15 protein-coding genes are annotated in these 18,706 nt (G+C 72.0%); 10 read left to right on the top strand and 5 right to left on the bottom strand.

The features are described 5' to 3' along the window. Positions 1-260: 260 nt before the first annotated feature. From ACZ63J_RS11535 to ACZ63J_RS11520, 4 genes are all read right to left on the bottom strand, one after another. Positions 261-1,472: a hypothetical protein gene (locus ACZ63J_RS11535; protein ID WP_465405765.1), complete on the bottom strand. Its 1,212-nt coding sequence runs from the start codon at positions 1,470-1,472 to the stop codon at positions 261-263. A gap of 339 nt (positions 1,473-1,811) precedes the next feature. Then, positions 1,812-2,126, bottom strand: coding sequence for a hypothetical protein (locus ACZ63J_RS11530; RefSeq protein WP_465335882.1), 315 nt, complete (start codon positions 2,124-2,126; stop codon positions 1,812-1,814). A gap of 64 nt (positions 2,127-2,190) precedes the next feature. Then, positions 2,191-2,487, bottom strand: coding sequence for a chorismate mutase (locus ACZ63J_RS11525; protein ID WP_328445366.1), 297 nt, complete (start codon positions 2,485-2,487; stop codon positions 2,191-2,193). 161 nt (positions 2,488-2,648) lie between these two features. Continuing rightward, entirely contained in the window at positions 2,649-3,074 is a 426-nt protein-coding gene (locus ACZ63J_RS11520) for a DUF1707 SHOCT-like domain-containing protein (RefSeq protein ID WP_465405763.1), read from the bottom strand. A gap of 108 nt (positions 3,075-3,182) precedes the next feature. Here ACZ63J_RS11520 and pcrA point away from each other — a divergent pair, with 108 nt between their 5' ends. Continuing rightward, positions 3,183-5,597, top strand: coding sequence for a DNA helicase PcrA (gene pcrA, locus ACZ63J_RS11515; protein WP_465335880.1), 2,415 nt, complete (start codon positions 3,183-3,185; stop codon positions 5,595-5,597). 771 nt (positions 5,598-6,368) lie between these two features. Here pcrA and ACZ63J_RS11510 read toward each other — a convergent pair. Continuing rightward, positions 6,369-7,049, bottom strand: a complete 681-nt coding sequence (locus ACZ63J_RS11510; protein ID WP_465405761.1) for a M23 family metallopeptidase — start codon at positions 7,047-7,049, stop codon at positions 6,369-6,371. Between the two features lie 1,274 nt (positions 7,050-8,323). Here ACZ63J_RS11510 and ACZ63J_RS11505 point away from each other — a divergent pair. The 9 genes from ACZ63J_RS11505 (at position 8,324) to ACZ63J_RS11465 (ending at position 18,706) form a co-directional block, all read left to right on the top strand. Next, on the top strand, positions 8,324-10,252 hold the full coding sequence (locus ACZ63J_RS11505) for a hypothetical protein (protein WP_465405759.1): 1,929 nt from the start codon (positions 8,324-8,326) through the stop codon (positions 10,250-10,252). A 291-nt stretch (positions 10,253-10,543) separates the two neighbouring features. Continuing rightward, positions 10,544-10,876 carry a hypothetical protein gene (locus ACZ63J_RS11500; protein WP_465405757.1) on the top strand — a complete coding sequence of 111 codons (333 nt, stop codon included), beginning with the start codon at positions 10,544-10,546 and terminating at the stop codon, positions 10,874-10,876. Positions 10,877-10,994: 118 nt separating this feature from the next. Next, complete coding sequence (gene sucC, locus ACZ63J_RS11495) at positions 10,995-12,164, top strand: ADP-forming succinate--CoA ligase subunit beta (RefSeq protein WP_465335876.1); 1,170 nt, start codon at positions 10,995-10,997, stop codon at positions 12,162-12,164. Between the two features lie 2 nt (positions 12,165-12,166). Beyond that, on the top strand, positions 12,167-13,057 hold the full coding sequence (gene sucD, locus ACZ63J_RS11490; RefSeq protein ID WP_465335875.1) for a succinate--CoA ligase subunit alpha: 891 nt from the start codon (positions 12,167-12,169) through the stop codon (positions 13,055-13,057). Positions 13,058-13,265: 208 nt separating this feature from the next. Beyond that, on the top strand, positions 13,266-14,048 hold the full coding sequence (locus ACZ63J_RS11485) for a DUF5336 domain-containing protein (protein WP_465405755.1): 783 nt from the start codon (positions 13,266-13,268) through the stop codon (positions 14,046-14,048). Between the two features lie 143 nt (positions 14,049-14,191). Beyond that, entirely contained in the window at positions 14,192-15,664 is a 1,473-nt protein-coding gene (locus ACZ63J_RS11480) for a cell division protein PerM (RefSeq protein WP_465405753.1), read from the top strand. 78 nt (positions 15,665-15,742) lie between these two features. After that, the gene (purN, locus tag ACZ63J_RS11475; RefSeq protein WP_465309423.1) at positions 15,743-16,360 is read left to right on the top strand and encodes a phosphoribosylglycinamide formyltransferase; all 618 of its coding nucleotides are present in this window, start codon (positions 15,743-15,745) and stop codon (positions 16,358-16,360) included. Continuing rightward, positions 16,350-17,918 carry a bifunctional phosphoribosylaminoimidazolecarboxamide formyltransferase/IMP cyclohydrolase gene (gene purH / locus ACZ63J_RS11470; protein ID WP_465405751.1) on the top strand — a complete coding sequence of 523 codons (1,569 nt, stop codon included), beginning with the start codon at positions 16,350-16,352 and terminating at the stop codon, positions 17,916-17,918. Before purN ends, purH begins: the two co-directional genes overlap by 11 nt. Positions 17,919-17,944: 26 nt before the next feature. Next, entirely contained in the window at positions 17,945-18,706 is a 762-nt protein-coding gene (locus ACZ63J_RS11465) for a hypothetical protein (RefSeq protein WP_465405749.1), read from the top strand.

Raw genomic sequence — 18,706 nt, 5'->3', positions numbered from 1 at the left:
AAAGTCCTCGCTCTGGGGTTCCGGGGACGGTCACTCGGCCGTTCGGCCGAGCTTCCGGTTGGTCCGGACGGCCGACTCGTGGCCGGTTCCGGATCCGCTGTCGTCAGGTAACCCTGTGCGGGCGGCCATCACCAGGCTCCGTCGCCGGAATGCCTTCGCGATACGACGAGCGGCAGCTTATGTCACCCACCCGGACCAGGCATAACCGCTCGGCGCACCGCACGTGCATCGGAACGGGCGAACCGCACGTGCAGGCTTGGTTACCGGCCGTCAGAGGTGATCTTGTCGCCGTCCCCGAACGTCAGCGTGCGCTCCTCCGTCGTCTTGGTCCCGTCGGTGTGGGTGACCTCGACGGTGTTGACCGTGACGCCGCGCTGCTGGTCGATGCTGACCTTCTTGACCTCGAAGTACGCGATGCCCGCGTACCGCTCGGAGAGGGCCTGCGGGCCCTGGTCGTGGAGGTTGCCGGTGGTCACCGAGGACGCCGTGCCGGGGTCGGTGGTGACGGTGTTGAAGAACTTCTCGGAGTTGTCCCCCATGGTCTGGGCGTCCGGCGGGAAGGAGTACCACCACGGCGCCGGGGCCGGGGTCTCCCGCTGGGCGGGCGTGACCGGTGGTTTCCGCGGCGTGCCGTCCGGCGTGGTGGTGCCGGCGGTCGAAGAGTCGGTGGTGTCGCTGCTCGTGCGGCCGGTGGGCGGCGGGACGACCCCGTCGACCGGCCCAGCGCCCCCACCGCTGGTGGTCGTTCCCGAGGCGTCGTCGGCCGGGCGGGACGTGCCGGTGTCCGGCCCCGCGGCGCCGCCGCCTTCCGACGGCGGCGGCTCGCCGGTCGGGTCGACGACGGTCGGGACGCCCTGGTAGCCCGGCCACGAGCCCTGCACGGACTGGTCCATCGCCGGCTTCCCGACCAGGAACGAGCCCGCGCACAGCAGGCCGACGACCACGGCGCCGGACGCGCCGGTGGCGAACCAGGCGGCCTTCCGCCACGTTTTCGGCGGGGTCACCGACGCCGGCACCGAGCCGATGGTGAAGCCGCCGAGCCCGTCGAGCGGGGGGACCGCGTAGACGCGGACGTCGTCGTCCTCCTGGTCGGCGTCGCGCGGGCGCGGGGTGGCCAGCGTGACCCGGGTGCGGCGGGCGGCCTGCTCTTCACGGGACTCGCCGGTGTCCGGGCCGGTCTCGGGGGCGTCGTCGAGGGGAAGACTGCCGTGGGCGGCGGGGAACAGCGGCGGTGCGGGCCGCCCCCCACGGGGCTGGGGCAGCAACGGGTGGCCGTCCCGCCACGGCGAAGCGGGCTGGGGGAGCGGGAGCGAGCCGGACACCGGCGGGTCGACCGGCGGCCCGGCCGCGTAATGCCGCGGCGGGCGGTGCTGCGGCAGGGGCGGCGTCCAGCTCTCCGCGCTTCCCGGCCGGTGCCGTCCGGGGTGCGCGGGCGCGCCACCGCGTCCGTGGAACTCCGTGCCGTTGCTCATGCGGGTTCGACCACCAGGCTGTCCGGTCCTGACGCCGTCCGGCGCCGGAGCAACCCGATCGGAGCACCATCCTCACGAGCGAAATCCTGTTCGGAATCCTGCGCAGATGCACGCGCATGCGAGACCGGACGCGCAGGGCCGGTGCCCCCGCGCGTCTTCCGGGCTGGGCCCGACCCAGACGCAAGGGTCCTCACGGCCTCAACCCTAGGAGCATCCGGCGTAGAAAGTCGCCCCCGAAGCTGCAAGTTGCAGAGGTTTCACTCGGTCGGGCGCGACCGATCGGGCGAAAGTGGCGCCGCGCGATTTCACGCAGCGCCATCAGCCCAGTTCAGACGGGGTTCAGCCGCCGGTGCGATAACGGTCACGCGTGGACTGCAGCGCCTTCGTCGCCACCGCGCCGCTACCCGCCGCGAGGATGATCGCCAGGATGTCCAGCGTCGTTCCCCCGGTCGTGAGCAGCCAGGCGAACAGCGACGCCGCGGTGGTACCGCCGGCAACGGCCCAGCGGCTCCGGACGTACTGCGCCACGGGAGCGCCGCCGGCCCGCTTACCCGCTGCATTGTTCAACAGCGCCAGATACCCCACATGGCCCAGCGCGGCCAGCACGCTCACGAGCGCGACGATGACGGCGATGAGGTTCACGAGCCACTCCATGCCCCCAGTCTGCCCGCACTGGGGGCGCCGGTGCCTCGGGGAAGACCCCGAATTCGGCCAACCGTTACCGGCCGAGCCGCCCGCGGCCCAGGTTCAGCAGCGCCATGGCCAGCTGGCGGCCCTCGGGGCCGAGCTCGCGGTAGCGCGCGAGCACGTCCATCTCGCGGTTGTAGACGATCCGCGTGCCGCCGGCGGCCATCCGCGCGGCCCCGATCGTCTTGGACACCTCGACCCGGCGTTTCACCAGCCGCAGGATCTCCTTGTCCAGCCAGTCGATCTCCTGCCGCAGCGACGCGATGTCGTCGCCCGCGGGGGTGTGCTCGGCGGGCTGGCCGTCGGCGTTCGTCGCTTGTGCGTTCATCGGGACCTCTTCCTCGAGGCCCGGACCCGGCCCCAGGGACGGCGACAGCCCCGGGTCCGTGGACTCCGGGGCTGGCGTGATGGCGGTCTGGGCACTACGCGATCACGGGAGCCGGAGTCCGGGTCCCGTAGAAAAATCGCTCTGCGTGGTGCCGCATGGAATCAGTATGGCACAGCGGTCCGCGCGTTCTCACGGAACGAGCGCGCCCGCGCGTGCAGCACCAGGCTGACCGCGAGCCAGAACACCGGGAACGCCGGCCAGAAGAACCCGGCGCCCAGCACCGCCCACCGGACGACCAGCAGCACCGCGACCGCGACCACCACGGCGAGGTGGACGCGCAGCGCGGGGTGACGCCGCAAAGCCGTGCGCGTCAGCGGGAAGCCGGGCCGCGGCGGCGCCGGGCGCGGCAGGTCGGTGGTGAGCTCGGCGAGCTCGTCGGTGAACCGCGCGGCGTAGACGCGGGTGAGGCGCTCTTCGACCTCTTCGAGGGTGAGCCGGCCTTCGGCGCCGGCGGACTGGACGGTGGTGGCGACGCGTTCGCGATCGGCGTCGGCGGCCCGGATGCGGGCGGGGCTGGTGTCTTCCATGTCCGTCGATGCTCCGCGCGCCGCGGCCGCCGCGCGTCGGGCGCCAGGCGACATCTCCCGCTACGCCTGCCGCGGTAGCCCACCCGCCCGGGGTAGCGTGGACAGACGATGGACACCCTCTTCGATCTCCCCGCCGAGACCCCCGCGCGCAAGCCCGCTTCCGGCGGGCAGGCCGATCTGCTCGACGACCTGAACCCCGCCCAGCGCGAAGCCGTCACCCACGCCGGTGGCCCGCTGCTGGTCGTCGCGGGCGCGGGATCGGGCAAGACCCGGGTGCTGACCCGCCGGATCGCCTACCTGCTCGGGCAACGGCGCGTGCACCCGGGCGAGATCATGGCCATCACGTTCACCAACAAGGCCGCCGCCGAAATGCGCGAACGCGTCGCCGCGCTCGTCGGGCGCCGCGCGAACGCGATGTGGGTGTCGACGTTCCACTCGATGTGCGTGCGGATCCTGCGCCGTGAAGCCAAGACGCTGGACATGTCGTCGAGCTTCTCCATCTACGACTCCGACGACACCAAGCGGCTGATCACCTTGGTGGCGCGGGACCTCGACATCGACCCGAAGCGCTACGCCGCGCGCACGCTGGCCATCCACATCTCGAACCTGAAGAACGAGCTCGTCGACGCCGAAGAGGCGGCGGCGAACGCGAGCAACGACCTCGAGCGCCGCGTCGCCGAGGTCTACGTCGAGTACCAGCGGCGGCTGAACCAGGCCAACGCCTTCGACTTCGACGACCTCATCATGCGCACGGTCTCGCTGCTGCAGGCGTTCCCGGCCGTCGCCGAGTACTACCGGCGGCGGTTCCGCCACGTGCTGGTCGACGAGTACCAGGACACGAACCACGCGCAGTACACACTGGTGCGCGAGCTGGCCGGGACCGCGCCGAACGAGGCCGGCGTCGACCCGGCCGAGCTCGTCGTCGTCGGTGACGCGGACCAGTCGATCTACGCCTTCCGCGGCGCGACGATCCGCAACATCGAGGAGTTCGAGCGGGACTTCCCGAACGCGCACACCATCCTGCTGGAGCAGAACTACCGCTCCACGCAGACGATCCTGTCCGCGGCGAACGCCGTCATCGAGCGCAACCCGAACCGGCGCGCGAAGCGGCTGTGGACGGATTCGGGCGACGGCGAGAAGATCGTCGGCTACGTCTCGGACAACGACCACGACGAAGCCGCGTTCGTCGCGAACGAGATCGACGCGCTGGCGGAGAAGGGCGAGGCCGACTACTCCGACGTCGCCGTCTTCTACCGCACCAACAACCAGTCCCGCGTCTTCGAAGAGATCTTCATCCGGCTCGGCCTGCCGTACAAGGTCGTCGGCGGCGTGCGGTTCTACGAGCGGCGCGAAGTCCGCGACATGATCGCGTACCTGCGCGTGCTGGCGAACCCGGAGGACACGGTCAGCCTGCGGCGCGTGCTGAACGTGCCCAAGCGCGGCATCGGCGACCGCGCGGAAGCCGTCGTGGCGACGCACGCCGAGCGTGAGCGGATCTCGTTCGCGGCGGCGCTGCGGGACGCCGTCGAGGGCAAGGTGGCGCTGCTGAACCCGCGCTCGGTCAAGGCGATCAGCGGGTTCGTCGGGCTGCTCGACGAGCTGGGCGACCTGATCACGGCCGGCGCCGAGGTGCACGACGTCCTCGAAGCCGTGCTGGAGAAGACCGGCTACCGCGTCGAGCTCGAGGAGTCGGACGACCCGCAGGACCACACGCGCGTGGAGAACCTGGACGAGCTCGTCACGGTGGCGCGGGAGTTCACCGAGATCACCGCCGAGATCGTCGCGGACGAGAACGCCGAGCTGGTCGTGGACGAAGGCGTCCCGGCGCCGGGTTCGCTGCCCGCGTTCCTCGAGCGCGTGTCGCTGGTCGCGGACGCCGACTCGGTGCCTTCGCCGGACGGCGGCGAGGACGGCGACGGCGGCGCGGGCGTGGTCACGCTGATGACCGTGCACACCGCGAAGGGCCTGGAGTACCCGGTGGTGTTCTGCACCGGCTGGGAGGACGGCGTCTTCCCGCACATGCGTGCTTTGGGCGACCCGACGGAACTGGCGGAGGAACGGCGGCTCGCGTACGTCGCGATCACGCGGGCCCGCAAGCGGTTGTACGTCTCGCGCGCGATCACGCGGTCGGCGTGGGGCCAGCCGTCGATGAACCCGGCTTCGCGGTTCCTGGACGAGCTGCCGCCGGACCTCGTCGACTGGCGGCGGCTGGAGCCGTCGAGCCGCGGCTTCGGTTCGTTCGGCAGCGGTTCGCGGGGCACCCCGCGGGCGGCGACCACCTGGGGCGGCCGGTCTTCGTCGTCGTCTTCGTCCCCGGGCGTCAGCTCGTTCGGCAAGGGCTGGAAGGACACGGTGGCGCTGAAGCTGGACGTCGGCGACCGCGTCAGCCACGACAAGTACGGCCTGGGCACGGTGGTTTCGTGCGACGGCGTCGGCCCGCGCGCGACCGCGACGATCGACTTCGGCGCCGCCGGCAAGGTCCGGCTGATGCTGATCGGCAGCGTGCCGATGGTGAAGCTCTAACACCCGTCCGAGTGAACCCGGCGGCGATCCTCCCGATCGCCGCCGGAATCGTCGTACCCCACCGGTAGAACTGACCCTGCAATCGAACACAGGTTCGACGAAGGGGGTAGTGTGGTGTGGACGCGGTGCTGTTTCACCTGGTGGCCGACGGGGTACAAAAATACTTGCGAGGAGTCCTGGGGACGACGGTTGCGGATCGGGGTCCGGAGCCTTCGGGGGCCTCAGGAATTCCTTCGCGTGCGGGAGCGGAGGCGTGCCGGCTGGCCGCCGCCTGGCGAGCGCTGCTCAGGCAGCACGAGCTCGGCGCGGACGGGCGTTGTGTCACCTGCGGCCGGGGACGCCGCTGGACGACCAGGGCCCGGAGTGCCGCGCGTGTCCGCTCCGCGGGGGGCGCCGGGGCCCGCGTCCCGTGGGGCTGGCTGCCGATTCGCCGCTCCGCGGAGTTCTGCACGGTGTGGCAGGTCGCCGTGGCGTACTTCATCCGGCGGTTGCCCGGCGGGCAGCGTTAGCCGTTTCCGGGCGCTGAGGGGCTTTCAGGCGGCTTTGGCGAGGCTCGGTGTGGTCGCGGACGCCTGCGCATGGTGGCGGCGGCCTGAGGAGCTCTCGGCGTCAGGTGATCGCGCGGCGCGGTCGCCGGGTGTTCTCATCGCCGAGGAGCGTCATCGGTCCTCGGTGGCGGATCATGCTGCTACGGCCGGGTTTCCCGCGTTGGAGCGTGGCCGCGGTTCCGGCTCAGGTGGTCTGGACGACCTGGTGCGGTGCTCGGACGGCTCAGACGACGATTCCGCGCGCGGCCAGCCAGGGCCGGGGGTCGATCTTCTTCGTGCCGTTCTGCCAGACCTCGAAGTGCAGGTGCGGGCCGGTGCTCTGGCCACGGTTGCCGATCTCGGCGATCTGCTGGCCGCACTTGACCTTCTGGCCCTCCTTGACGGAGAAGCTGTTCATGTGGCCGTAGACCTGGATCGTGCCGTCGTCGAGCTGCACGCGGACCCAGAGGCCGAAGCCGCTGGCCGGGCCGGCCTCGATCACGGTGCCGTCGGAGGCGGCGTAGATCGGGGTGCCGATCGAGTTGGCGATGTCGATGCCGAGGTGGCTCGTGCCCCACCGGGCGCCGAAGCCCGAGGTGAAGGTGCCGTGCGCCGGCAGGCAGGTCTTCGGGCGAGCGGCTTCTTCGGCGGCCTTCTTGGCGGCGTCGGCTTCACGCTGCTCGCGGGCCTGGGTGATCGAAGCGCTGTCGGAAAGCTTCGCGGCCTCGGCGGAGGCGTCGACGGCGTGGCCGGTCGGCAGGAGCTCCGGGGCGCCCCCGGTGCCCGCACCCCCCGCGGTCAGGGAAGCGCTGGCGTCCTGGCTGTTGGCCAGCGGCGTCACGGCGGCGTCGGAGTCGGTGACTGTCTTGAGGGTCGAGCCCGCAGCAGCGGCAGCGAACGCACCGGCCGCAACAGCGGCAACCACAACCCGGCCGCGAAGGGCCGAAGAGGGCGGGGCGATGCGGTGCGCACCCCGGACACGAACGACCGCACCTTCCAGTGCGTCCTTCAGTGCCGGGGAAGGAGCTTGGCCGCCGGGGGAGCGGTGTGAAGCCAAGACAGGGCCTTCCATCGTCGGGGAGCCGGGTCTGAGGACTGCGGGCGGGGGAACCCGGTGAGCCAACCTCGGGGGTGGTTCGCTCGTCGTCCTACTTCGTGACCTGACTGTAATGGGGACCGGGGGACAGTAACGAAGGGGCACCGCTGTAAGCAAGATCTGGCCCCGGCGTCGGCCGAACGGGTGGCTCCGATCTGGCGCTCACCTGTGCCAATTACCCAAAGTTAGAGGGGGTTTACCGCGTTCGGTGTGACTTGGCTTACAGGGTCCAAAGCCGGTGAAGGACCGCCAGAGGCCCTTCGAGGCATGTTTGAGGCCAAAAGTCGCGGAATAAGGGTTTGCGAGCCGATGTTGAAGCTCCTTCGACGCCTTGATCGCACCCCGGCAGCTCCGAAAAAGGCCCACAACGGGCATTTCGGACCCCCGCCGACGCGCAAGAGCCGATCCGTTCGTCGACAAGAACCCGCCACTCACCGACTCGCCCCCTGTCTGCAGCGGTCGTCGAATCCGGCACCTCGGGGACTCAACGCAGCTTCCCCGCCCAGCACCAGCCCCATTTCCACACCCACTGCGGCCCACGCGCCCCGGCCTTCGGCGCCGTAACTGCGCCGACCGTCCGCCCCCGCCCGAGTGGTGCGCCGCGGCCCCCACCCCTGCGCAGCCGTCCAGGCTCCGCCGCTCACGGACCGTGCGACAACGGCGCATTCGCCTCACCGCTCGCCGTGCATGCGACTGCCGACGGCGCCCCCGCCGTTTGCCGTCCGGGGCGAAAGCCGCGCATTCGCCTCACCGCCCGCCACCCCTGCGCGGCCGGCTACGCCCCGCCGCTCACCGACCGGGCGACAGCCGCGCATTCGCCTCACCGCCCCGCGCGCACGCAGCTGCCGAAGGCACCCCCACCGCTTGCCGACCGGGCGATAGCCGCGCACTCGCCTCACCGCCCGGCGGCCCGCACGGATCGCCGCGAACCAGCTCGATCTGCCTCCGCCTCGGGCTGCCGCGCCAATCGGCAACCCGCACCAACCGCCGCGGCCGACCTCAACCCATACCCGCCGCCGCACCCGCCGACCGCCACCCGCCGCTCGGCGACTCGGGCCACGGTGGCGGGCTCCCGACGGCCGGGCTTGCTAGCGTCGCGGGCAATGCCCCCACGCTCAGAGCACCCCACCGGGAGCGCCCCCGGCTCTCCCCGCGATCCCGAGCCCGACCCGGACCCCCGTCCCTCCGGGCCTGCCTCGCGCTCCGCGACCTCCCGTCCCACCGGCAAGCGGAAGCCCGCGGCGCCGCCCAGCAAGTCCGCGCTGAAAGCCGACGAAAAGCCGGAACCCGCCTACGACCCGCGTGAACTCTGGGCCGACGACACCGACCGCGGCCCCCTCCGCGTCGCCCTCGTGCTCGCCGCCCTGGCCGCTGTCGCTCTTACCGTCGCCGCCTTTGTTCCCGTCTCGCCGGCCGCCGGGCCCGGGTTCGCCAGCTGGCCTTGGCTGGCCGTCCTCGCGCTCGCGCCCGCCGTCGCCGCGGTCTGGGCCGCCGGCGCGGGGAAGACCGGGCTGGCCGGCGGGATCGTTCTGGGCCTCGCCGCGCTCGCGCCCGGACGGCTGGTGCTCGATCTGCAGTTCGCCGTCAACGGCCCCCTCACCATCCGGCCCGAGCTCTACCTGCCCGTCCGGTTCGTCGGCGGCTCGGCCGTCGGCGCCGGATTCTGGCTGCTCCTCGTCGCGGACGTGCTCTCCGTGGCCGCCGGCGTCGCCGCGTGGCGGGCGAACCGGAGGGACGACGAGCCCGAACGCCGCCGGTGGCGCCTGCTCGTCCCGCTGCTCGCCGTCACGGCCTCGGTCGGACTGCTGACCGCTCCCGTCGGCTCCGACAACGGCTTCCTCCTCGCACGCTCGGCTTTCGAAGGGCCCTGGCCCGCCCTCGGCGGCTACCTGCTGTTGGCCGCCGCGCTGCCGCTGGCCGCCTCGCTCGCCCTCGCCGCGCCGAACGAACGTGTCGCCCGGGGCGCGCTGGCCGGCCTGACCGCCGCCGCTTTCGGGGTCGCCGCGCCGCCCGTGCTGGCCGGCCTCTACCGCGACGACCTGCACGTCGCCTGGGGCCCCGTCCTCGTCCTCGTCACGACGGCGATCACCGGCGGCCTCGCCTTCACCCGGCTCACCGAGAAGACCGCCGACACCGAAGCCGACCTGAAACTCCCCGGCCTCTTCTGGTGGCGTCTCACCACCGGACTGCTTGGCCTCGCCACCGCGCTCGCCGCCGTGATCGGCACCTTCGCGCCGCAGGTTGCGGTCAGCGCGCTGAACCCCGGCGCCACCGCGCCGGTCAGTGCGGCCGCCGAGAGTCCGGCCCGGTGGTTCCTGCTCGTCGCCGCGGTGGTGCTCGCCGTCGTCGCACTCGGGACGCTCGTGCCGAAGACGGCCGCCCTCGCGCGGCCAGTCCTCGGGGTCGCCTGGGCCGGGATCGTCCTGGCCGGCACGGCCGTTCTCAACACCGCGCTCACCGCCACCCAGGCCGGCAACCTCGCCGGTTTCGGCGGCGCCGGCCCGACCGGCGCGGCGCCCGCGTTCACGTATGACCTCGGCGCCGGCGCCGCCTGGACGTTCGCCGCCCTCGTCCTCGCAGTCCTGGCCGCGCTCGCCGCCGCCGGGACCGGAGTAGTCGAACGCGAGGACGCGGGCGACGGCACAACCGCGGCCGCCGGCGTACTCACCCCGGTGGTGGCCGGCGGGGTGCTGGCGGTGGCCGGGTTCGGGCTGCCGGTCTTCAGCGTGCCGGGTTACGTGGCACCGGGCCTCTGGTCGAACCTCGACACCCCATCGTGGGGCCTGTTCACGGCGGCGGCGGTGGTGCTGGGCGCGGCGGGGCTGGCCCTGCGCTCACGCCCGAAGCCCGCAGCGGCGCTACTGACCGGCGCGGCACTGCTGGCGGCGCTCCACGCAGCGGAGTTGCCCCTGGTCGGCGGCACCCTCGGCAACGCAAGCCCGGCAACCGGCTTCTGGGTAACGCTCGCCGCAGCGGCCGCCCTGCTCATCGCGGCGAGTATGTCGGCGGCGGGCACCCGCCGTGCCACATGAAGCCCGGCCGATGAGCACCCCACCACCGGCCGACGCGGCATGGAGTGACACGCAGCCGCCGAGTGCCGCCGCAACCCCGGCTGCCGTGCCGCTGGCCCGCGCCATGCCGAACGCAGCGCAACCAATGAGCGCCGCGTCGCCGGTCGGCGCGATGCCGGGTGCCACCCCGCGACCAAGCGCCGTGCCGAGCGCCGCCCCGCCTCCGGCCCCGCCGCTGGCCCGCGCGATGCCGAGCGCACCCCGGCCAATGAGCGCCGCCCACCCGGACCCCACCCAGAACGACCCCACCCCATGACCCGCAACCGCCTCCGAGTCCTCCTGGTCGAGTTCACCCGCCCCGACCCCACGGCCGTCTCCCTCGCTCGCACCCTCCGCGACGAAGGCATGGAGGTCATCCACGCCGGGCCCCTCGACACCGTCGAACAGATCGTCCGCACCGCCGAACAGGAGGACCCCGACGCCGTCGGCGTGCTCGGCGAGCCCCCGCCCGGCCACCTCAAGGACACCCTCCCCGACCTCCGCCTCTTCACCGCCGGAGACTTCGAGACCCCCTCCGAAGCCGCTAAATGGTTGTCCGGTGGGCGGTCTCACACCTCGGGAACACCGTCTGACCGCACACGGTGACCGACTTCACCGGATGCGGAGTCCCCGCCGTTCGCGCAGGTCGCTAACCTCGACTGGTCCGACAGCGCGGTCCGGTCGCGGACCACCTGCAGTGGCGTGTCGTCAGGAGACTGGAGTAGTGGACCTCTACGAGTACCAGGCGAGGGATCTCTTCGCCGCCCACGGAGTACCGGTTCTGCCGGGCTCGGTGGCTAGCACCCCCGAAGAAGCCAAGGCCGCCGCGGAGCAGATCGGCAACCAGGTCGTCGTCAAGGCGCAGGTGAAGGTCGGCGGCCGCGGGAAGGCGGGCGGCGTCAAGCTGGCCCAGACGCCGGACGAGGCGAAGGAGAAGGCGGAAGCCATTCTCGGCCTCGACATCAAGGGCCACATCACGCGTCGCGTGCTCGTGGCCGAAGCCTCGGACATCGCGTCCGAGTACTACTTCTCCTTCCTGCTGGACCGGGCGAACCGCACCTTCCTGGCGATGGCCTCGTCCGAAGGCGGCATGGAGATCGAGCAGCTCGCGGTCGAGCGGCCCGACGCGCTCGCGAAGATCCCCGTCGACGCGATCGCGGGCGTCGACAAGGCGAAGGCCCTCGAGATCCTGAAGGCCGGCAACTTCCCGGCCGACATCATCGACGAGGCCGCCGACGTCGTCGTGAAGCTCTGGGAGACCTTCGTCTCCGAGGACGCCACCCTGGTCGAGGTCAACCCGCTGGTCCGTGACCCGCAGGACAAGATCATCGCCCTCGACGGCAAGGTCACCCTCGACGAGAACGCGGACTTCCGCCAGCCGGGCCACGAGGCCCTGGTGGACAAGGAAGCGGAGAACCCGCTCGAGGCGAAGGCCAAGGCCAAGAACCTCAACTACGTCAAGCTCGACGGCCAGGTCGGCATCATCGGCAACGGCGCGGGCCTCGTCATGTCCACTTTGGACGTCGTGGCGTACGCGGGCGAGAAGCACGGCGGCGTGAAGCCGGCGAACTTCCTCGACATCGGCGGCGGCGCGTCGGCCGAGGTCATGGCGGCCGGGCTGGACGTCATCCTCAACGACACCGACGTGAAGAGCGTCTTCGTCAACGTCTTCGGCGGCATCACCGCCTGTGACGCGGTGGCGAACGGCATCGTCGAGGCCCTGAAGATCCTGGGCGACGAGGCCGCCAAGCCGCTGGTCGTCCGCCTGGACGGCAACAACGTCGTCGAGGGTCGCCAGATCCTGGCCGACGCGAACCACCCGCTGGTCACCGTGGTGGACACAATGGACAACGCGGCCGACAAGGCTGCCGAGCTCGCCGCGGCAGGTGCGTGAAGATGTCGATCTTCCTGAACGAGAACAGCAAGGTCATCGTGCAGGGGCTCACCGGCTCCGAGGGCATGAAGCACGCGACCAAGATGCTGAAGTCCGGCACGAACATCGTGGGTGGCGTCAACGCCCGCAAGGCCGGCCAGACCGTCACCATCGAGGGCAAGGACCTCAAGGTCTTCGGCACGGTCGAAGAGGCCATCAAGGAGACCGGCGCCGACGTGTCGGTCATCTTCGTGCCGCCGAAGTTCGCGAAGGACGCGGTCGTCGAGGCGATCGACGCCGAGATCCCGCTGGCCGTCGTCATCACCGAGGGCATCCCGGTGCACGACTCGGCCTACTTCTGGGCGCACGCGGTCGCGAAGGGCAACACGACCCGGATCATCGGGCCGAACTGCCCCGGCGTGATCAGCCCCGGCAAGTCGAACGCCGGCATCATCCCGGCCGACATCTCCGGCCCGGGCCAGATCGGCCTCGTGTCGAAGTCCGGCACGCTGACCTACCAGATGATGTACGAGCTGCGGGACATCGGCTTCTCCACCGCGGTCGGCATCGGCGGTGACCCCATCATCGGCACCACGCACATCGACGCCCTCGAGGCGTTCGAGGCGGACCCCGAGACCAAGGTCATCGTGATGATCGGCGAGATCGGTGGCGACGCCGAAGAGCGCGCCGCGGCCTACATCAAGGAGAACGTGACGAAGCCGGTCGTCGGTTACGTCGCGGGCTTCACCGCGCCCGAGGGCAAGACCATGGGCCACGCGGGCGCCATCGTGTCGGGCTCCTCCGGCACGGCCGCCGCGAAGAAGGAGGCCCTCGAGGCCGCCGGCGTCAAGGTCGGGAAGACCCCGAGCGAGACCGCCGTCCTCGCGCGTGAGCTGTACAACAGCCTCGGCTGACGACAGCGCGTAACCGCAGGTAGGGCCGGACACTCACCAAGGTGTCCGGCCCTCCTCCGTTCGGGGAGGAAACCTCCCGGGGTATTCACGCGTCTGGTGGGCTGAGGGCTCGTCAGTGCGCTAGCGTTCTGCGCACACAAGCCGCCTCGTCTTCCCCCGGGTGTCCTCGCACCCCGGAGTGCCGGTCGAACCGACAGGAGTGCATCCGATGACCTTCCCCAGCGGCGGGCCTGGCTACCCCCAGCAGGGTGGCGGCCAGCAGCCCCCCGGACCGCCGCCCACCGGTGGCCTCCCGCAGCAGCACCACTCGCACCAGGCGCCGTCGGGTCCGGCGGGCCTGCCGCAGAACCTGCCGATGCTGCTCGCCCTGGTCGTCGCCGCCCTCAGCCTCGTGCAGTACTTCCTCGGTTTCGCCGACGCCGGTGAAGTCGGCCTCGGCGGGGTCTTCCTGCTCGGCGGTGGTCTGCTCGCCGGGCTCCACGTGCTGCCGAGGGGCCCGAAGACGCTGCCGTTCGCGGCGCTGTTCAGCGTCCTCGGCGCGCTCGACGTCCTCGACACGCTGATCAGCCTGCAGACGACGCCCGGCATCGTCACCGTCATCCTGATCCTGGGGTTCCTGCAGATGGCCGCCGCGGTCGCCGCGCTGCTGATCGAGCACGACGTCATCAAGCCGCCGGCGCCGAAGCCGGCCGCCGCCCCGCAGTACGGCGCCCAGTTCGGCCAGCCGGGCCAGGGCGGCCAGCCCGGCCAGCAACAGTACGGCCAGCCGGGCCAGCAGTACGGCCAGCAGCAGCCGGGCCCGGTGGCCCAGACCGGCGAGCCGTCGGCGCCGTTCTCGCAGGGCCAGTACGGCTCGCCGAACCCGCCGTCGACCACGCCGCCGCCGGGGCAGCAGGCCACGACGTACGCCCCGCAGCAGGGCTCGTTCTTCCAGCAGCCGCCGTCGGACAACCCGGGCACGCCGCCCGGAGGCTTCGGCAAGTCGAACTGACGCCAGCCCAAAACACCCGCTGTGACGCTCCGTGTCACGGCGGGTGTTTTGCACTCCGGGCGTTACTCGACCGGGTGGGTTAGCTTCCCCACGCCGGCCGACGGCGGCGTGGCTCACCCGGTCGGAGCAGCGCGGATGTCAGGGTGCGGATCATGGACGTGCTCACCGACTCCCGCGAAGAGCCGGTGGGCGACCTCGAACCCGACGTCGAACTTTCCCGGGCGGCGCGGGTGCGGGTGTTGCTCGCCGCCGCGCTCGGCCCGCTGGTCACGGGTTACGCCGCCGTCGCGACGCTGCTGACGCTGGTCACCCTGACCGCCGGCCGCGGCGCCTTCACCGGCACGGGGGTGCTGCTCGCGGCTGGGCCCGGCTGGCTCGCGGCGCACCAGGTGCGTCTCGGCCTCGGCGGCCACCCGCTCGGTGTCCTGCCGCTGCTGCCGACGCTGGGCGCGCTCGCGCTGGCCGTGCGGACGGCGTCCGGCGCCGCCCAGCGCCTCGGCTGCCGGTCGCCCCGCGAGGCGCTGCCGGTGTTCGTCACGATCACCGGCGCGCACGCGCTGTTCGGGCTGGTCATCGCGTTCTGCGCCCAAGGCTCCCCGGTGGCGGCGAACCCGGTGACGGCGTTCGCCGTGCCGGGACTGCTCGCCGGAGCGGCCTCGGCCGTGGGCGTCTTCCGGAGCTGCGGGCTGCCCGACGTCGTCGCCGACCGGCTCGACCCGCTGGCGCTGCGCGGGGTCCGCGCGGGCGCGGCGGGCCTCGCGGTGCTGGTGGCCTGCGGCGCCGCGGTGTTCACGGTCGCGACGGCGCTGTCGTGGTCGACGGTGGCCGACATGTACGAGCCCGCGTTCGGCAGCAGCTTCGGGCTCTTCCTGCTCTCGCTGCTCTATCTGCCCAACGCCGTGACGGCCGGGCTGTCGTTCGTCACCGGGCCCGGCTTCTCGATCGGCGACCTGAACGTCGGGATGTTCGGGTACCGCGGCGGCGCCGTGCCGGGCGTCCCGCTGCTCGGTGGCCTGCCCGAGCACCACAGTGCCTGGTGGCCGGCGCTGCTCCTGCTGCCCGCGGCGACCGGCGTGCTCGTCGGCTGGTCGCTGCGTCGGGCCGACGCCGACCCGGCGCAGCGCATCCGGACGGTCGCGGTCGCCGGGGTGGTGGTCGCGCTGGGCTGCGTCGTGCTGGGCACGCTGGCCGGCGGCCGGCTCGGCGACGGCCCGTTCGACCCGGTGAGCGTGCCGGTCGGGGTCGCGTCGGTCGTCGCGTTCTGCTGGATCGTCATCCCGGGCTCGTTCGTCGCGTTCTTCGCGGGTGAGCACGAGCCGCCCGCGCCGCCGCCCGAAGCGCTCGAAGACAACGAAGCCTTCGAAGACGCCGACGACGTCGACGCCGACGAAGCAGCCGAAGCCGTCGAGGACATCGAAGCAGCGGAAGCGTCCGAAGAGGACGAAGCTGTCGAAGAAATCGAAGACGAGGACGCCGAGTTCGAAGCCGAGGCCGACGCCGAACTCGGCCTCGAAGACCCGGAGCTTTCCCGTGAAAGCTCCGCCGAGGACGACGAAGCTGTGACCGGAGGCACCGAGACCTGCGGCGACGTCGAGCCGGACGAGGCCGACCGTTAGGGTTGTCGTGACCTGGTGAAGCGCCGTGCGCACCGGCTGCGCACCGCCCGCGGCAAGGAGCCCGCTCTGTCTCAACGGTTGGAGCTGCCCACTCCGGTGAAGCTCGTCGTGCTCGCGTCGGGCTCCGGCACCCTCCTGCAGGCGGTGCTGGACGCCACCGGCCGGTCCGGCTTCCCGGCCAAGGTCCTCGCCGTCGGCGCCGACCGCACCGGCATCGAGGCCCTCACCCGCGCCGAACGCGTGAACGTCCCGGCGTTCACCGTCCGCGTCGCCGACCACCCCGACCGCGCCGCCTGGGACAAGGCGCTGACCGAAGCCGTCGCGGTTTACCAGCCCGACCTCGTCGTGTCCGCCGGGTTCATGAAGATCCTGGGCGAGCAGTTCCTCAGCCGGTTCACGGTGGTCAACACGCACCCGGCGCTGCTCCCGTCGTTCCCGGGGATGCACGCGGTCCGCGACGCGCTCGAGGCCGGCGTCAAGGTCACCGGCTCGACCGTGCACTTCGCGGACGCCGGGGTCGACACCGGGCCGATCATCGCCCAGGAAGCCGTCGTCGTGGAGCACGACGACACCGAAGACGTCCTGCACGAACGGATCAAGGCCGTCGAGCGCAGGCTTTTGGTGGAAACGATCGAGCGACTCGGCCGCGGTGGCTGCACCGTGGACGGACGAAAGGTGACATTTCGTGAGCACTGACCTGGGACGGCGCCCGGTCCGCCGGGCGCTGATCGGCGTCTCGGACAAGGCGGGCCTCCTGGACCTCGCGACCGGCCTGCACGCGGCCGGCGTCGAGATCGTCTCCACCGGCGGCACCGCGAAGGTCATCGCCGACGCGGGGGTCCCGGTCACGCCGGTCGAAGAGGTCACGGGCTTCCCGGAGTCGCTGGACGGCCGCGTCAAGACGCTGCACCCGCGCGTCCACGCCGGGCTGCTGGCCGACCAGGGCAACGCCGACCACGTCGAGCAGCTGCGGAAGCTGGACATCGCGGCGTTCGACCTGCTGGTGGTCAACCTGTACCCGTTCGAGCAGACCGTCGCGTCCGGCGCGAGCCCCGAGGACTGCGTCGAGAACATCGACATCGGCGGCCCGGCGATGGTGCGCGGCGCGGCGAAGAACCACGGCAGCGTCGCGGTTGTCGTCGACCCGGCCCGCTACGCCTGGGTGCTGGAGCGCGTCGCCGACGGCGGCTTCGACCTCGACGACCGCAAGCGCCTCGCCGCGCAGGCGTACGCGCACACGGCGTCTTACGACATCGCCGTCGCTTCGTGGTTCTCGAACGTCTACGCCCCCGATGAGGACGCTGTCGACTCCGGCTTCCCCGAGTTCTCCGGCGTCAGCTGGGAACGCGGCGAGGTGCTGCGCTACGGCGAGAACCCGCACCAGAAGGCCGCGCTGTACAAGGGACACCGGGCCGGCCTGGCGCACGCCGAGCAGTTGCACGGCAAGGCCATGTCGTACAACAACTACGTCGACACCGACGCCGCCCGCCGCGCCGCGTTCGACTTCGCCGAGCCCGCCGTCGCGATCATCAAGCACGCCAACCCGTGCGGCATCGCGGTCGGCACGGACATCGCCGAGGCGCACCGCAAGGCGCACGCGTGCGACCCGGTTTCGGCCTACGGCGGCGTCATCGCCACGAACCGGCCGGTCAGCCGCGAGGCCGCGGAGCAGATCGCCGAGGTCTTCACCGAGGTCGTGCTGGCGCCGGACTTCGACTCCGAAGCGCTGGAGATCCTGCAGCGCAAGAAGAACATCCGGCTGCTGAAGCTCCCCGAGATCGCGCCGTCGCCGATCGAGTTCCGCCAGATCTCCGGCGGCGTCCTCGTGCAGACGGTCGACGCGATCAACGCCCCCGGCGACGACCCGGCCAACTGGCAGCTCGCGACCGGCGCCCCGGCCGACGAGCAGACCCTGCGCGACCTCGAGTTCGCGTGGCGCTCGCTGCGCGCGGTGAAGTCGAACGCGATCCTGCTGGCGGCTGACGGCGCGACCGTCGGCGTCGGCATGGGCCAGGTCAACCGCGTCGACTCGTCCCGGCTCGCGGTGTCGCGGGCGGGCGACCGCGCCAAGGGCTCGGTCGGCGCGTCGGACGCGTTCTTCCCGTTCCCCGACGGCCTGGAGGTGCTGGTCGAGGCCGGTGTGCGCGCGGTCGTGCAGCCCGGTGGCTCGGTCCGCGACCCCGAGGTGATCGCGGCCGCGGAGAAGGCGGGCGTCACGATGTACCTGACGGGGACGCGCCACTTCGCGCACTGACCCCGCGCTTCGAGAGGGAGGGCTCGATGCAGCAACCACCGCCGTACGGGCAGGGTCAGCCGGGTTACGGGCAGCAGGGGCCGTATCCCCAGCAGCCCGGCTACCCGCCGCCCGGATATCCGCCGCAGCAGGGATATCCGCCGCCCGGGTACCCGCCGCCGGGGTACGGCGGGCCGATGCCGCCGCCGAAGAAGAAGCGGACGGGCCTGATCCTCGGCATCGTCCTCGGCGTGGTGGTGCTGCTCGGCGCGGGCATCCCGCTGGGGATCTTCGCGAGCGACTACTTCGCGAGCACCGGCGCGGCGCCGTCGTCGTCGCCGGTGCCCGCCGAGTGCCAGGTCCCGGGCCCCACGCTCGGGAAAGCGGGCTTCCCGAGCTTCGCCCTGAGCGGCCCGGGCTCCGCGAACGTGCCGGGCCTGAAGCAGGTCAACTGCAGCTGGAAGCCCGGGCCCGACGAGAACGTCCGCGACGCCACGCTGAGCGTGCGCATCACGACGTACTCGGGCGAGGGCGCGCGCGAATCGGCCAACCGCTCCTACGAGCCGATCGCCCCGGCGGTCCCGCCGACGGACGTCAAAGGCGTCGGCGACAAGGCGGCGCTGGTCCGGCTGGTCACGAACAGCGCGTTCAGCGGTTCCGAACTGCACGTCCTGAAGGGCACGACGGTGGTCATCGTCGAGGTGTCCGGCTGGGACAAGGGGTTCTTCTCGAACTCGGCGATGCCCCAGCAGGAGACGGACGACGCCGTGAAAGCCGTCGGCGCCGAGGTCGTCAAGAAGCTGCGCTAG

It is taken from the genome of Amycolatopsis sp. NPDC104863 (assembly GCF_055582965.1).
This window is presented reverse-complemented; position numbering and strand designations above follow the sequence as displayed.

Coding starts and splice junctions, on each gene's coding strand:
- ACZ63J_RS11530 (WP_465335882.1), bottom strand. CDS start 2,126: ATGGAGTGGCTCGTGAACCTCATCGCCGTCATCGTCGCGCTCGTGAGC.
- sucD (WP_465335875.1), top strand. CDS start 12,167: ATGTCGATCTTCCTGAACGAGAACAGCAAGGTCATCGTGCAGGGGCTC.
- ACZ63J_RS11525 (WP_328445366.1), bottom strand. CDS start 2,487: ATGAACGCACAAGCGACGAACGCCGACGGCCAGCCCGCCGAGCACACC.
- ACZ63J_RS11535 (WP_465405765.1), bottom strand. CDS start 1,472: ATGAGCAACGGCACGGAGTTCCACGGACGCGGTGGCGCGCCCGCGCAC.
- ACZ63J_RS11465 (WP_465405749.1), top strand. CDS start 17,945: ATGCAGCAACCACCGCCGTACGGGCAGGGTCAGCCGGGTTACGGGCAG.
- ACZ63J_RS11505 (WP_465405759.1), top strand. CDS start 8,324: ATGCCCCCACGCTCAGAGCACCCCACCGGGAGCGCCCCCGGCTCTCCC.
- ACZ63J_RS11485 (WP_465405755.1), top strand. CDS start 13,266: ATGACCTTCCCCAGCGGCGGGCCTGGCTACCCCCAGCAGGGTGGCGGC.
- ACZ63J_RS11520 (WP_465405763.1), bottom strand. CDS start 3,074: ATGGAAGACACCAGCCCCGCCCGCATCCGGGCCGCCGACGCCGATCGC.
- ACZ63J_RS11500 (WP_465405757.1), top strand. CDS start 10,544: ATGACCCGCAACCGCCTCCGAGTCCTCCTGGTCGAGTTCACCCGCCCC.
- pcrA (WP_465335880.1), top strand. CDS start 3,183: ATGGACACCCTCTTCGATCTCCCCGCCGAGACCCCCGCGCGCAAGCCC.